Consider the following 13482-nt stretch of genomic DNA (forward strand, 5'->3'; position numbering starts at 1 on the left):
ATGTTTACGGGAATGCGTACACTGCTGGCGGCATGGTTTTTGCTGGAACCGGCCGCCAGCCTGTTGGTCTGTGTCGCCGCAGTGCTCCTTGGCAGTGTGACGTTTATTCGCCTTCGAAAGAATAAAGCTTTGGGTTGGTCGTTCGGGCGTACTCTGCTTTCGGCGTTTTTGCAGGGCGTGATGCTTATCGGCGTTACGGGTGTATTCTATTTTCTTTTGAACAGCAGTTATCGCATGTATTCGCCTGCTGTTCAATCTCTTGCGCAAGGGGATGAATACCTAAAGGAAGTGCAGACGGCGCAAAAAAATTGGGGGGACTTTATTGTGCAGGATAATTTAACTGTTGTACATACCTATAGCCATGAAGAGATTCAGCAAGTGCCTGGCCCAGACGGAAAAACATTTTATGTTAATAACATGATTACTGAGAATATCGAACAGGAGACGATTACTGGCTTTAATGGCGTTGTTGACCTTCGTTTGACGAGTCCGTATTTGAATACCTACGAAGCCGATGTCGTATATCAATATAAGATTGTCAATCAGTCTGACATGACGACTACTGCACACTTTTCCTATCCCATTAAACTTTCACAAAACTATAGAAACCTGCTTGTAACAATAAACGGAGTTGATCTGGGTTCTTCCAAGGAACTGGCTGGCTCGGAGATCACTTGGGAGCGTGAAATGCAACCTCATCAAAGCATGGACGTGGCGATCTCTTATCACACACAAGGTATGGGGGGGTATGTGCATAAAATACGGTCGAAAGATGTTGTGCAGGACTTTTTCTTCAGTGTCAACACTGACACCCGTAATTTGTTTGCGTCTACACTCCCTGAGACGAGCGCTATAAAGTTTGCAAGCGTAAATACTGAGAAAGGATATCGCCTTACATGGACAATTGACAGGGCAATCCTTTCTCCCGAATTGGGAATTCGATTTGCACCGGGTTACACGCCTGACCTCGACCATGACTATGCTCTTCAATTGACGCGGTATGCACCACGTGCAATCATGCTTCTCATGGTAGTTTTTGTGTTTACCATGCTGATATGCGGAGTGAATGTGGTCCCATGGAAACTATTGCTTTTGGCCGCGATCTTTTCTTCGCAATTTCTAGCGTTGTTAGGGTTGGATCTGGTTAACGTGAATGGTTGGTTAACACTGCCCTTGTTATTTATCATCACATTTGTTTTGGTGCGAATTGTGTACCGGGATTTGCCCCGCCTTCCATTTACCCTTGTTATGGCATCTGTGGTTCTATTTGCTCTTTTTTATCCCTATGCAGGTCTATTACCAAAAGGGGCGGGGCGGACTGCTTTTGATGCAATTATGCAGTCTTTGATTATTTTATATATTTTTGGCCTATCACTTTACATGCGGGTGAGAAACACTTCGCATGATTTGAATGATGGGTAGCCCGCTTATCGGCGTTTATATTTGATCTGCCACAGCACGCGCCATGTTATACCACCATCATCGGAGCGTTCCCAATTCCAATCAAGCTCGTTCGCTTGTATGTTGTGCCAGATCATCCGCTGTTTGCAAGCCTGCCCTTTGATAATAGTATCTCGCGAAAGGACCATCTTTTCGTCTTCGAATTTTCCTGTAAAGTCGAGATACGTACCGCTGTTATCCACCCACGTCTGGCACCAGAGTCCGCGTTCAGCATCATAAGAAGAGACACTCATGCCTTTCAGTTCGGGTGCGGAGAAGTTCTCTTGAATGATCTTGTCGTTCATGATTCGCAGGATGTGGTTTGTGCCTCTACCGTCTTCGCCCCAGAACACATCCCATTCGCCGAGCCAGAAATCAAATTGAGTTTCGGGTAGATCGCTCATCGTGTTCTCCATGTATTTGGAATGCCTTATAATCTATCACATTGAAATTCTATTTACTCCATTCTCAGGAACTATTTTTTGGAGAGTTATGTCTGACCGACAAAGAAAGATCTATCAAACCGATGGCGACCGCTATGAGGCTTTGATCTCGCGTGAAGACCATCAAGGGAATATCATGAAGACGTTGCAAGAGATCATTAACCCTGATAGCTTGGATATTCTCGATCTCGGCGCAGGGACTGGGCGTCTTACTCTCATGCTGGCACCGCGTGCCAAGTCTATGCGAGCGTTCGATGCTTCGGCTGAGATGTTGCGTGTTTGTCGTGAAAGACTGGTCGCCAGTGGACTGTCCAATTGGAAGGTGGATGTGGCAGACCATCGTCAACTGCCAATTGCCGATCATTCTGCCGACCTTGTTGTCTCTGGCTGGAGCGTGGCATATCTCTATGTGTGGAATCCTGAGACTTGGCGTGTTGAGTTGGAAAAATGGTTGGGCGAAATGAAACGTGTTTTGAGGCGAGACAGCTATATCGTCCTGTTTGAATCGTTGGGCACGGGGAATGAAGAGCCGATTCAGTTGGATCATCTCAAAGAGTACTATCCATGGCTTGGCGAAGCAGGATTCCAAAACAAATGGATTCGAACCGATTACAAGTTCGAATCCATTGAAGAAGCTGAAGAACTGTCCCGTTTTTTCTTTGGCGATGAATTGGGCGATAAGGTCAAGAAAAATAACTGGGTGGTTCTACCTGAATGTACAGGGGTATGGTGGTTGAAAGTTTAGGCTTGTTTTTTGAAGCCGTTCTTGATCGCCATGGCAAGGCCTATTAACAATAATATAACTGTTATCCCAGCAAACGACCATTTGACCAACGTAAAGACTGCTGAAATCCATGCAAGCGCAGACGGTGTAGATGGATAAATAGTCAACATGATCACAATGCAGATGTTTTCAAGCAGATCGAACAGCCAGGCCCCGAATGGAAGAACGTTGTATTTTTGCATCTTGCTATTGGATGCAAATCCGCGTTGGAAAAGCCAGGTGATTGCGAGCGAAAAGAAGAGCGTGTAGACAATGGGGTAAATAATGTCGCCTGTCATTTCAAACGTGCGATACGACATGCGCAATTCAGGGCTATAAGCCTCGATCATTCCATATATTTTTTCGGGCGTATAAAAAAGTTGCAGGTCGATGGGGCCGAAACCACCAGAGCCCGCTTCGATCTTTGCCTGCTGACCCGGCAGGATCACCGCGTTGAAGATCATTTCACCCGCAAGAAATAAAAGAACGAGCCAGCCGTTCACATATTTTCTCAACGTGTCGGAAAGTTTGGTAAGCATACATTCTCCTGTAAGTTTGATGTGTATTATTGTGCAGAACACCAAATTTTCAACGGAGATACTTTTTTGTAAACGGTCTCACTTGATAAAGGCTTCTGCGATGTTGGCGAGAGTATCGTGAATTCGTTCTTTGTGGCGGAAGATAATATCGAGAGTTTCCATCTCTTCCAATGTGAAGTACCCAAAATCGGATGTTTCATCGCTAAGGCCTAATTCGCCTCCGATCACCTCTGCTTCGAAATGCAGGGCGACGATATGGGCTTTGTTGCCATCGGGATATATGACAAGTTGATCGGGATGACTGTACACGCCGACGAAACGCTTCACTCTTACACTCAAGCCTGTTTCCTCGAAAACTTCCCTTTCGCACCCCTCAGCCACGGACTCGCCCGGCTCCACGCCGCCGCTTGGTAAACACCATTGACCGTTGTCCTGACGTTTGGTTAAGAGCACACGTCCTTGTTCATCGAAGATGGCGGCTGAACAGCCGAGGCGGATCTTGCCTTGTTTGGCGATGCGCTCGCCGTAGAGGATTTGGGTCATGATAACCTCCCGTAAAAAATTGTAGGGGCAGGTCTCAGACCTGCCCCTACTTGTTATTTTATAAACGTCCCGTTGCGTAATTCTTTTAGCGTCTGCTGAATTTCTTCGATGGTATTCATCACAAAGGGACCATACGGCACGATGGGTTCTTTGAACGGTGCACCAGCCATCAACATAAAGCGGACAGTGTTATTCTCGGTCTTGACAGTGATGTGGTCGCCATCGGCATATTTGACCATTTTAGGAGCGTCGATGGTTTCGCCCGAGAAGACTCCTTCACCTTCAAAGACGTAGGTGATGAGGGTGTGTCCGCTGGGGATGGGGAACTGCCACTCGATACCCGGAGCAAGCTCAACGTCCATGTAAAGAGGCGAGGCGGCGATATCTGTGACAGGGCCGGTGACTCCTTCCACTGTCCCTGTGACAACGCGGATTTTGACTCCGTCTTTTTCATACGTGGGGATCGTGGTTGAGTTGACTTCCTGATAGCGTGGCTCGGACATTTTGAGATGCGATGGGAGGTTGACCCAAAGCTGGAAGCCGTAGATGTTGCCACTGGGGCCACGGCGGGGCATCTCTTCGTGCAAGATGCCGCGACCGGCGCTCATCCATTGCACATCGCCGGGGCCGATGGTGCCTTCGTTGCCGAGGCTATCGCGGTGAGCGGTGGAGCCTTCGAGCATGTAAGTGACGGTTTCGATGCCGCGATGTGGATGATACGGGAAGCCGCGCATGGGGCCTTCGAGTGGATCGTTGAATGCGAAGTGGTCGAAGAGCAGGAAGGGGTCGAACAGGTTGCTGGTCTTGGGCCCGAAAGAGCGGAGCAAACGCACGCCCGCGCCCTCAATGGCAGTTTGTGGTTCGATGGTTTGGGAGATAGTTCTAAGGTTAGTGTTCATGTTGTGTAGATGAGGTGGGATGAGGCGATATTACTATTTCAACTATACAGGGCGCCCGGTCCATGGGCCAACGCCTACAATTTTATCGACTCGAATCCTTATGACATAACCTGGTGGAGGATTTTCCATGGGCGGGAACTTGACCCCTGGCCTGATGTACACCTCTGCCAGTTTCTGTAAGAGTTCAGGTGCTCCGCCTTCTTCTACTTGAGCTTCTCCATACAGCACGGCATATTCAGTAAGCTCCATATTGCTTTTGGTGTTTGCTTGAAGAGATATAACGACTCGCGGATCACGCAGAACGTTCTTGACCTTTTGGTTTTTGGGAAGATGGGCTGTGACGAGGTGTTCACCATCTACGCCGACCCAGACGAGGGTTACTTGTGGACTGCCATCAGGATTCAGGGTTACCAAATGAGCAGGACAACCTGATTCGATCAGTGCTTTGATCTCGGATGGAATGTTCATAGATGGCCTCTATAGAGTCGGTTCGCTGGTTTGATCTTTAACTTCATCATCTTCCAGCACTATATCCCGTGTACGATATTCCTCATAATCTACAACAAGCCTGTCATATTCTGCGTCCATGAGCGGGGACGAGATCATGAAATCTGCTGAGGTGCGATTGCAAGCCATGGGAATGTTCCATACGACTGCCATGCGGAGCAGAGCCTTTACATCAGGGTCGTGAGGCATGGGTTCGAGCGGATCCCAGAAGAAGATGAGGAAGTCGATTTCGTTCTCGACGATCTTGGCGCCGATCTGTTGATCTCCGCCCAGTGGGCCGCTTTGGAGCAGATTGATCTTCAAACCAAGTTCGCGCTGAAGGACGGTCCCTGTTGTCCCTGTGGCGTAGAGTTCGTGATGAGCTAAAAGGGTTTTGTTGTATTTTGCCCATTCCAACAAGTCCTTTTTCTTATTGTCATGTGCGACAAGAGCGATTTTCTTGTCATGTTTCATCAATATCTTTTTTGTGCGATTTGTTTACTCATTTTTTATCCGTTATTTCTTCAGCGCTGTTTCCGCTTCGCCTAAGTGCTCGTTGCGATGATCTGCACGGAATACCCAACGCCTATATTGATTGTGAACTTCTTCCAACAGCGTCTCAGGATATGTCTCGAGACGTTTATCCACGGCCTCGGCACTTTCCAGTGCAATGCGTACCGCATCGCGTGGTGGAATAACCTCCCATAGTGGGAGGGATATATCATTGATGACAACATCTAGCTCTGGATAAGTCAACTTACCTGCCTTCTCGGTCATATCCAGTACAACCAGCGTACGCCTTTCCCACCATGCGAGATGGACATACACGATTGATACCGTCCAGTGCTCGCCGACCTTGGTTTGCATTTGCTCATCGGTCAAGCCCTCGGCCAGTTTCCGCATCCGTTCGCGGGATGCGTTGTTGAGTTCAATAAAAGAGCGGTCAACAGTCATCGTTTGTTCCTCTTTTCTATTTTGGTTTATCTGTTATGTGCGTTGTGCCTAAAACTTCTTTTACAGTAAATATTTCCTTGCCTGAAACCCATACACGATACAGTGGCTCTTTTACAACGGGTGTGGGTATCTTATCTTGAAATGGGCGTAATCCGTGGCTTTCGAGTTTCGCCTGCAATTCATTTGCCAGTGATTGGGATAAAAAAACACCGATGCAATGGTCGTGGCGAAACTTCATCATGAAATTGAAAAAGTATTCGCACGCTTCTTCCTCACTGGGTGATGTGAATTCGGGCGCACTATCCACACCGCGTTCTGTGTAATAAACCTGCCATTCTCTTCCGTTGTGTGTCAGGCAGTGCGCATCTGAAGCGCCTCCGCGTGAGCCGATGGCATAATAGCCAGGATTACAGCCTTCTTCTTGCAAGCGTTTCTCAAGTTCTTGAATGTTCATACGATGGATTGTTTACAACTTCCACATTGGACGGACCTTGGTTTTTTCCTTCTCGATATCATTGCCGACCAGTCGTTCCCACAAAGTAAAACCTGCATATCGTTCAACTTTTTTTGTTGCTGTCAAAAAATCGCTCAGAGGCTTGGTCGTTGCTTCGTTGGGAATCATGAACGTCCACATGCTCAATCTTCCTTTATTGTCCTCAGTCAGAATCGATTTAAAGAATCCATGTGGGATCGGTAAAGTAACGCCTTTATTTCCCTTGGGTTGTATTGTCACGATCGGTACATCGAAATTAAAGATCGGCCCGCAAATCACATAGGTTTCCAAAACTTCTTTTTGCGCATCCAACTTCCTAACCGCATCTTCCAATTCCTTCCAAATTCCCCGGTTGAAAGACGGCACCTGTGGCGACATATTCGAAAGTAAAAAGGTCTCGCTGTTTTGTATCTCGGTTTCCGCTTGGTTCGCACTTGCCACGAGATGGCCACGGTCAAATCCCGATGCTTCGTAATCCGCAAGGTCAGCCCTGAACAACTCCGGCAATCGCAAATCAGGGCGGAAGTTGTCGAATCGTTCCACGTCTGAATCGTCCGGATCAACGATCTCCAGCGCCCATTTTGCCTGCCTGAAATAATACGAATATCCAACGGTGTAAAAGCGGTTGACCAAGATCTGATCCGCCGCAGGCATTCCATATCTCGTCTCGCGATTTAAACCTTGATAGTCCGACATAGCTTACTCCTTTTGTTTGTGGATGAAAGAAACCGCTTCTTTCTTAACGGACAGTTGATCCCGTCCGAATTACTTTACAGCACTCAAGCGTTGACTCTCCAAATGGCCTCCCGCCTCAGCCTTATCCAACACCGACAAAATGCTCCGCACCAACTCACGTGCGGCATCCTCGCTTAATTCCACAGCGACACGTGCCGAAGGCCCCTGCGATTCGTTGACGAAGTCAATGTTGAGCGCATGTTCATACGGAGCATTGAAAGGATGGTCGTAAGAGACATTGGCACCCTCCAACTTGAACCAACCGCTCGTCCCTTTGCCGCTTCCCTCGATCTTTACCTTTTCTACGATCATTGTGCACATAACAGCTTTTCCTTTTGGGACACGGATTTTACGGATACCACGGATTCTTATCTGTAAATCACGGAAAAATTCCGTCTCGTCCGTATGATCCGTGTCCAAGAATTTTTTACGAAAGATTCTTCTCTAAAAATGCAAAAACCTTTTTCCACCCATCTAAGGCCTGATCCTTGCGATAAGCGGAATAAATGTAATAAAAGAATCCATGCCCAGCGCCATCGTAGCGATGGAACTCATAGTCTTTGCCATGTTTTTTCAAAGCTTCTTCATGCTCGTTCACTTGTTCTGGTGTCGGACTGGTATCTTCATTTCCAAATAACCCCAATATCGGGCAGGGCAGGTCCTTGGTGTAATCGATCGGCGCTACCGGGTTCTTCTCATTTAGCTGATCGGCTGGGATCACAACACGTCCGCCCCAGCAATCAATAACTGCATCAAAACCTGGTGCGCGACATGCTGTGAGATAAGCATGTCTACCACCGGAACATGTGCCAAAGATGCCTACCTTGCCATTCACGTAAGGCAATCCACGCAGGTATTTCATCGCACCCGCAAGATCGGCTACGGCTTGATCGTCCGGCACGCCACCGTCTGCACGGACTTTGGCCGCCACATCTTCTGGCGTGCCGTGTCCCGCACGGATGTAAAGATTCGGCATAAGGGTCACGTATCCATGGTTGGCAAACTTGAAAGCAGTTTCACGATACCACTCATCCCAGCCCGGCATATGATGTGCCAGAACCAATGCGGGATACGGCCCCGGCCCGAGAGGGCGCGCAAAATAGGCATTGATCATGTCCCCATTCGCGCCGGAGTGGGTGACCGTTTCTGCGATAATTCCTTCATACATATCTGTTGTATACATCGCTCTACTCCTTTGGTTTTACTTCGACCATGATTGCAACTCGATCATATTCCCTTCGGGGTCGGTCATGTAGCACCACGTGACTTTACTTCCCACTTTTGTCGTCAATGTGACGATTTCCCCAACGGCACCTCCACCGTTTGCTTCTACAAGTTTGCGCATCTCGTGAACATCGTCCACCTCAAACGCGAGATGCCCAAACCCGGGACGGTTAACCACGGTCTTCGGGCGAGGTTCAAATTGTTCGTAGTTATATATCTCAAGCGTCGGTCCGCTATCGCCATAGCCGGGCAGGCGTAAATGAGCGCCCGTCATATGCGCGCCTGTAAGTCCCGTCCCAGCATCGAGCGCATCGCCTTGATAATCTCGCTCAGGAGGCACAAAGACACAGCCAAAAACATCGGTGTAGAACTTAGCCAGCTTCTTCCAGTCTTCCGCAACCAGATTGGTGTGAACATACTTCACAGACATATCTGCTCCTCCTTATATTGACCAGGGCTCTGCTTTGACGTCCAATTCGTCAGACCAGCGATATTGAAGTGTGGTAATTTCTTTTATGATATCTTCCGACAAAGGCTTGATGTTTCTTGCCGCATCAATGAATTCCTTGAACCTTTCGGGGCTACTTGTAGCTCCAACAGTAGCGCACACCTGCGGGAAACTATGAGCAAAACGTACGCAGAACTCTGTCCAGCTCTTGATACCGGAGCGTTCAAAGATCGGAGCCACTTCAACAGCTCGTTCCTGTAAATACGGTTTCCATGCCGCGCCGGGCACATCACGTAATGTATGAACATTCCCGCCTGAAACAGTGCGCATGGCAACAATGGTTTCTTTTCTTTCAATCAGTAAGTCCCACAGTTCATTTGATGCAAAGCGTTGTAATGGGTTGAGGTAGAAGATGTATCCATCCACAATGCCTTTTGGGTATCCGCCCTGTAGCGCTTTCAATGGCGTGTTCGATGTCCACGGAAATACTTCAACGACAAAACGATTGACCAAGCCATCTTCTTTGATTTTGGCGAAGGCTTCATAACATTTGCCGCCGTTCGCAAATTGTTCTGCAAGTTCACCGCTTAAGCACAATTGCCCCAATTCCAGATTTTTAACACCAAGAGCTTCGATATGTTGGATAATCGTATTGCGTAACTCATCTGCATTATTCCAGCCATTTTTTACGATCAATTTTGGAACCTTATTTCGTTCCTCGTCAAATGCGATTCGTAAAACTTTCAATGCATCGCCGTAGGCGTGACTGGTGTGAAACCATACGCCTGAATCCATTGCGACGTGTGCCATCTTTACGCGCTCAGAGAATGCGATCTTATCGTCGCCCAATCTTGTCGTTCCATATACATACGGGGAAATGTCGGTAAGCATAGATGTCCTTGTCGATGTGATAAATGTATTATACATCCCCTGTTTGTTGTAATTACCAGCTTGTAATCGTATTCATGATCGCCGCAACACTTCGCGGGTACTCAATGGATTCGTCTGTTACGCCCAGCTCCAATATTTGGGATGATGCAGACGCAAGCCATTCGTCCAAATAAGAGTTGAACAACGCTGTATCTTCTGCGCTTGCGATGTTAATGCGCTTCCTTCTGGACAATCGGCCTGCTACTGTTTCTTCATCCGTTCTCAAGCGGACGATGAGTTCAGGCGGTGGAAGTAGTTCGCGGGTGAGTAGATAAAATCGTCGGCATAGATCAAATTCATTTTGGCTGAGCAGGTTTCGGTTAAGAAAGAGGCGTGTGAATCCCTGAAAATCCAGATCAAGGCCACCATCCATCAATCCGATCTTTTGTGTTGTGTATCTGAGACCTTTTTCCTGTTCGGCACGCAAGAGGAGATAGTCCATTTGATTTGCGAATATGTATCGTGAATCTTGTTTTGCCAGTGTTTGAAAGGGACGCTCGGCATGTTGTTCAAGTGCTGTGCTGAATTGCCCTGTCTTTGCGAGAGCTTGTGCGAGCACTGTTTTTCCCACGCCGCTGGGGCCGATGATCGTAATAATTTTGTTCATATATGATTCCATGATCGATGTATGATGCGTTGTTGTAATGTATGACTCTGTTTTGCCTATGGTAAAATTTCTTTATTGAAATATGACAGATCCTATCGTTATTACATCTGATGATCCGATTCTTGAACGTCTTGATTTTAAACCTTACCGGAGTAAGGTTGAGAGGCGTGTGATCCCGTTCTTTCCATCACCTGACGACCCGCAAACAATGGACGTGCATACCCCTTGGGGTGCGACGTTGACTGCGAGGAAAGGGGATTTTTTAGTTAGTGAAATTAATGCCCCGAATGATTACTGGCCGATCGATCCAACGATATTTGAGGAGAGTTATATCCTTACGCGGCCGGGCTATTGTGCCAAGAATGCCATCACCCTGCTTGTGCCGATGACTGATATAGTCAATGGCGATCCTGACCAGACCGTTACAGTTATGGCTCTTGAGGGAGCGGAGACGGTGCGTGCCGGTGATTTCTATCTGGCTAAAGGGATTAAGGGTGAGTTGTGGCCTTATCCCAAAGACAAGATCCATGAAGTAATGACGCCTGCTGATTAATTCAGCAGGCGTTTTTTTGTTTTTTGTTTATTTCTTTTTCTTGCTCTTGGTGGTGGCTTTTCGCTTTGTCGTTTTCAACTGTTTGGTAAAGACAGGTGGTTTCTCAACCAACGCATCGGGTACCGGCCTTACAGGAACTTCAATGTTGCTTGTTTTGGCATTCAGTTTTTCAGAGTTGATATGCTCCACCATGCCGCCGGTATCGCGCATCAAGTCCACCATGTGCTTGACGAGACGCGCATCGAGGTCTTTCGATTGCTCGTTCTTTCCATCCCAAAGTGCGATGAGGCGGACTTTGTCAATGCCGCGTGAAAGGGATGAATATAACGCCCAGCGATTGTTGCGTTCGTGTACGTTGTCGCCTTCTTTAGGCAGGCCCACCTGATCGGGTTGGTAGAACTCATCCACGAGAGGATGATTGCGCATACGGTAGAAACGCTCCACCCATTGTTCACCGCCCGGGCTGACAAAGTCACGCACATAGGGAGCTTCTGGCGCCGGGAAGTATGCTTGCACTGGCACGCCGCGTTCTGCGCAAAGTTCAACGAAGATAAGCTCACTGCCAGCATCCATGCCCGTGGTCACAGCCAGATCATCAGGCCCAGCTTGATACTTGTTCAAGACCGCTTCAATGGCTTTCTGAATATCTTTTTCTTTCTCAGGTGGGAAGTTGCTGTTCTTCTTCTTTAGGTTATCGATCATGTAGCCTGTGAACAGGAAGACATATCCATCGTGTTGAGTGCGAGTGGATTCTGCTTTGGTGCTTTTTCTATCCATTTCGTGAACTTCTTCAGCTTCCTGTTTCTTCATGCGTCGTATTTCGTCTTTGATGACCTGAATGCCCGCCTGCACAAACTCGGTACGCATTTCAAGTGACTGGAGCATTTCCAGTTGTGCAAGGGAAGATTGCAGGAAGAAAGTATTTCTGCGCGAGGCAGTAAGCGCTTTGCGATAGGCGCGTGTTACTTCCTGAACGTTCTTGGCGGTTAGCACTCTTAATTCGGCCATTGAGACGAGAGTCCAGTAATCGGCTCTGTTGGTGTCAATATAGGTTTCGAGCGCAAAAACTAATGATCCACGTAGCTCGTCGAGTGTGCTTCGCACCCAGCCGATCTCTGGATCAGGGCTGGTTGGGTCTTCATATCTGGATGCGAGGTCCACAAGCATGGTGGAAAGGGTAAGCGCATTGACGCCAGGATAGAACTGATTGAGGTTGATACGAAATCCCCTGAGATATGTATCGATCGCTTGTAAAAGCCAGTGATATGAATCAAAAGCTGTTTGCAGGCGTTTTTCTTTGTCTGAAACCCATTTCCACGATTCAACCCACATCTCTTTGTAGATGCGGCCGAGATAGGATATGGCTTCGCTATCATTGGGTGTGTCAGTAATCAGGTTTTCGATCTTTACGATTGCTTCGTCTACTCGCCCAATGCGATTCAGATGGAACGCTTCTTCGCGTCGGAAGAACGGATTACGCGCGTTGACCTCCAAGCCCTTACGATATTGGTCAAGCGCAAGTTCATTTCGGCCCATGTTGGCCAGGGCTCTACCAGCTTCGGTGATCGCCTCTTCCTTGATGAGGGGATTTCGGATCTCTTCGGTCAAAAGGAGAATATCGCCAATGCGTTTCTGTCTTTGTGCAATGGTCACACGTTGTCTCCACTCGTTATATTCGCGCCAGAATCCGGTCGCCAATGGCGTGCGCAGAGACCTGCGGTCGGGTTCGGCCAACCCGGTCAAGATGTTGAATACCGGGCTATGAATGGCGTCTGCATCTGATGCCCATGTATCGCGTGTAACGCGCGAGATAGCGGCCTTGTCCTTGTCCAAAAATGCGGGATCGGGAATGCCTTCAGGGGTAATGTGATATGGAATCGTGCGGACGTTGAAAATATCGAATGGCATATAGGCGCGGCCTGCCTGAATGTGTACGATACCGCGCTTGCGGAACGAATGGCGGATACCGAGTTCGTAGAATACATTGGCATTGTCGATGCTCATATCCACGATGCAGAGATCAGCCAATAGCAATTCCTGGAACATATCTGTCAGGATATCGCCGCTGGTGGTTTCCTCGTCGGCACGAAACGCTTCAAAGCCCGCCATCTCAAGCGTCGGCTTGATAAGTTGCGTGTAAATCGCGTTGAAGTCATACAGCGAGCCATCGCCTCCTTTTTTCTTCCCAAAAGGCATGATGACAAAGGCGTGCGGACGCATCTCAGGACGAAGCAATCCACCTGCATCTTGATCTTTGTTGGACGCGAGATCAAGGGTTTTGACCTCAGGAGTCTTTTTCGGCTCTTCCGCCGGTTTGGGCTGGGCCTGTTGTTCTTCGGCCTTTTTCTCAGCGACAGCGGGAGCCGTTGCGGGAGTAGTTGCTGGTTGCATGTTTCCTTCTTTCTGAAATCTGAACAGTTTCATA

Annotated in this window: 18 protein-coding genes; 3 read left to right on the top strand and 15 right to left on the bottom strand. The window is 48.1% G+C overall.

Annotated features, from left to right (window positions below):
- Positions 1-1422 carry a hypothetical protein gene (locus IPP66_14650; protein MBK9926512.1) on the top strand — a complete coding sequence of 474 codons (1422 nt, stop codon included), beginning with the start codon at positions 1-3 and terminating at the stop codon, positions 1420-1422.
- A gap of 5 nt (positions 1423-1427) precedes the next feature.
- Here the strand turns inward: IPP66_14650 and IPP66_14655 are convergent, their stop codons facing one another.
- Positions 1428-1844, bottom strand: coding sequence for a hypothetical protein (locus tag IPP66_14655; protein ID MBK9926513.1), 417 nt, complete (start codon positions 1842-1844; stop codon positions 1428-1430).
- Between the two features lie 88 nt (positions 1845-1932).
- On the opposite strand from IPP66_14655, the gene IPP66_14660 reads away from it, so the two are divergent.
- Positions 1933-2628: a methyltransferase domain-containing protein gene (locus IPP66_14660; protein MBK9926514.1), complete on the top strand. Its 696-nt coding sequence runs from the start codon at positions 1933-1935 to the stop codon at positions 2626-2628.
- Here the strand turns inward: IPP66_14660 and IPP66_14665 are convergent.
- The 13 genes from IPP66_14665 to IPP66_14725 form a co-directional block, all read right to left on the bottom strand.
- Positions 2625-3185, bottom strand: a complete 561-nt coding sequence (locus IPP66_14665; protein MBK9926515.1) for a hypothetical protein — start codon at positions 3183-3185, stop codon at positions 2625-2627. The genes IPP66_14660 and IPP66_14665 overlap by 4 nt on opposite strands.
- A 78-nt stretch (positions 3186-3263) precedes the next feature.
- Positions 3264-3728, bottom strand: a complete 465-nt coding sequence (locus IPP66_14670) for an NUDIX domain-containing protein (GenBank protein ID MBK9926516.1) — start codon at positions 3726-3728, stop codon at positions 3264-3266.
- Between the two features lie 53 nt (positions 3729-3781).
- Positions 3782-4627: a pirin family protein gene (locus tag IPP66_14675; protein MBK9926517.1), complete on the bottom strand. Its 846-nt coding sequence runs from the start codon at positions 4625-4627 to the stop codon at positions 3782-3784.
- A 42-nt stretch (positions 4628-4669) separates the two neighbouring features.
- Positions 4670-5095 (bottom strand): PPOX class F420-dependent oxidoreductase, encoded by a 426-nt coding sequence (locus IPP66_14680; protein ID MBK9926518.1) that lies wholly within the window; start codon positions 5093-5095, stop codon positions 4670-4672.
- 9 nt (positions 5096-5104) lie between these two features.
- Complete coding sequence (locus IPP66_14685; GenBank protein MBK9926519.1) at positions 5105-5587, bottom strand: methylglyoxal synthase; 483 nt, start codon at positions 5585-5587, stop codon at positions 5105-5107.
- A 42-nt stretch (positions 5588-5629) separates the two neighbouring features.
- The gene (locus IPP66_14690) at positions 5630-6067 is read right to left on the bottom strand and encodes a DinB family protein (protein MBK9926520.1); all 438 of its coding nucleotides are present in this window, start codon (positions 6065-6067) and stop codon (positions 5630-5632) included.
- 16 nt (positions 6068-6083) lie between these two features.
- A complete protein-coding gene (locus IPP66_14695) occupies positions 6084-6521 on the bottom strand; it encodes an SPOR domain-containing protein (protein MBK9926521.1) in 438 nt (145 codons plus the stop codon).
- 12 nt (positions 6522-6533) lie between these two features.
- A complete protein-coding gene (locus IPP66_14700) occupies positions 6534-7256 on the bottom strand; it encodes a DNA/RNA non-specific endonuclease (GenBank protein MBK9926522.1) in 723 nt (240 codons plus the stop codon).
- Positions 7257-7325: 69 nt separating this feature from the next.
- A complete protein-coding gene (locus IPP66_14705) occupies positions 7326-7616 on the bottom strand; it encodes a hypothetical protein (protein MBK9926523.1) in 291 nt (96 codons plus the stop codon).
- A 106-nt stretch (positions 7617-7722) separates the two neighbouring features.
- Complete coding sequence (locus IPP66_14710; protein ID MBK9926524.1) at positions 7723-8478, bottom strand: dienelactone hydrolase family protein; 756 nt, start codon at positions 8476-8478, stop codon at positions 7723-7725.
- Positions 8479-8496: 18 nt separating this feature from the next.
- Complete coding sequence (locus IPP66_14715; GenBank protein ID MBK9926525.1) at positions 8497-8949, bottom strand: VOC family protein; 453 nt, start codon at positions 8947-8949, stop codon at positions 8497-8499.
- Positions 8950-8961: 12 nt separating this feature from the next.
- A complete protein-coding gene (locus IPP66_14720; protein MBK9926526.1) occupies positions 8962-9858 on the bottom strand; it encodes a hypothetical protein in 897 nt (298 codons plus the stop codon).
- 52 nt (positions 9859-9910) lie between these two features.
- On the bottom strand, positions 9911-10504 hold the full coding sequence (locus IPP66_14725) for a deoxynucleoside kinase (GenBank protein ID MBK9926527.1): 594 nt from the start codon (positions 10502-10504) through the stop codon (positions 9911-9913).
- A gap of 82 nt (positions 10505-10586) precedes the next feature.
- Between IPP66_14725 and IPP66_14730 the strand changes: the two genes are divergently transcribed.
- Complete coding sequence (locus IPP66_14730) at positions 10587-11057, top strand: hypothetical protein (protein MBK9926528.1); 471 nt, start codon at positions 10587-10589, stop codon at positions 11055-11057.
- Between the two features lie 27 nt (positions 11058-11084).
- Here the strand turns inward: IPP66_14730 and IPP66_14735 are convergent, their stop codons facing one another.
- A complete protein-coding gene (locus IPP66_14735; protein ID MBK9926529.1) occupies positions 11085-13448 on the bottom strand; it encodes a DUF4071 domain-containing protein in 2364 nt (787 codons plus the stop codon).
- Positions 13449-13482 lie beyond the last annotated feature (34 nt).

This window comes from Candidatus Defluviilinea proxima (assembly GCA_016721115.1).
In the GTDB taxonomy this organism is placed as follows: domain Bacteria; phylum Chloroflexota; class Anaerolineae; order Anaerolineales; family Villigracilaceae; genus Defluviilinea; species Defluviilinea proxima.

Bases quoted from the DNA above. Each gene is read 5' to 3' on its own strand.
- IPP66_14655 (MBK9926513.1), bottom strand. From the start codon at position 1,844: ATGAGCGATCTACCCGAAACTCAATTTGATTTCTGGCTCGGCGAATGG.
- IPP66_14665 (MBK9926515.1), bottom strand. From the start codon at position 3,185: ATGCTTACCAAACTTTCCGACACGTTGAGAAAATATGTGAACGGCTGG.
- IPP66_14735 (MBK9926529.1), bottom strand. From the start codon at position 13,448: ATGCAACCAGCAACTACTCCCGCAACGGCTCCCGCTGTCGCTGAGAAA.
- IPP66_14730 (MBK9926528.1), top strand. From the start codon at position 10,587: ATGACAGATCCTATCGTTATTACATCTGATGATCCGATTCTTGAACGT.
- IPP66_14695 (MBK9926521.1), bottom strand. From the start codon at position 6,521: ATGAACATTCAAGAACTTGAGAAACGCTTGCAAGAAGAAGGCTGTAAT.
- IPP66_14710 (MBK9926524.1), bottom strand. From the start codon at position 8,478: ATGTATACAACAGATATGTATGAAGGAATTATCGCAGAAACGGTCACC.
- IPP66_14650 (MBK9926512.1), top strand. From the start codon at position 1: ATGTTTACGGGAATGCGTACACTGCTGGCGGCATGGTTTTTGCTGGAA.
- IPP66_14705 (MBK9926523.1), bottom strand. From the start codon at position 7,616: ATGTGCACAATGATCGTAGAAAAGGTAAAGATCGAGGGAAGCGGCAAA.
- IPP66_14715 (MBK9926525.1), bottom strand. From the start codon at position 8,949: ATGTCTGTGAAGTATGTTCACACCAATCTGGTTGCGGAAGACTGGAAG.
- IPP66_14675 (MBK9926517.1), bottom strand. From the start codon at position 4,627: ATGAACACTAACCTTAGAACTATCTCCCAAACCATCGAACCACAAACT.
- IPP66_14660 (MBK9926514.1), top strand. From the start codon at position 1,933: ATGTCTGACCGACAAAGAAAGATCTATCAAACCGATGGCGACCGCTAT.
- IPP66_14680 (MBK9926518.1), bottom strand. From the start codon at position 5,095: ATGAACATTCCATCCGAGATCAAAGCACTGATCGAATCAGGTTGTCCT.
- IPP66_14670 (MBK9926516.1), bottom strand. From the start codon at position 3,728: ATGACCCAAATCCTCTACGGCGAGCGCATCGCCAAACAAGGCAAGATC.
- IPP66_14690 (MBK9926520.1), bottom strand. From the start codon at position 6,067: ATGACTGTTGACCGCTCTTTTATTGAACTCAACAACGCATCCCGCGAA.
- IPP66_14725 (MBK9926527.1), bottom strand. From the start codon at position 10,504: ATGAACAAAATTATTACGATCATCGGCCCCAGCGGCGTGGGAAAAACA.
- IPP66_14700 (MBK9926522.1), bottom strand. From the start codon at position 7,256: ATGTCGGACTATCAAGGTTTAAATCGCGAGACGAGATATGGAATGCCT.
- IPP66_14685 (MBK9926519.1), bottom strand. From the start codon at position 5,587: ATGAAACATGACAAGAAAATCGCTCTTGTCGCACATGACAATAAGAAA.
- IPP66_14720 (MBK9926526.1), bottom strand. From the start codon at position 9,858: ATGCTTACCGACATTTCCCCGTATGTATATGGAACGACAAGATTGGGC.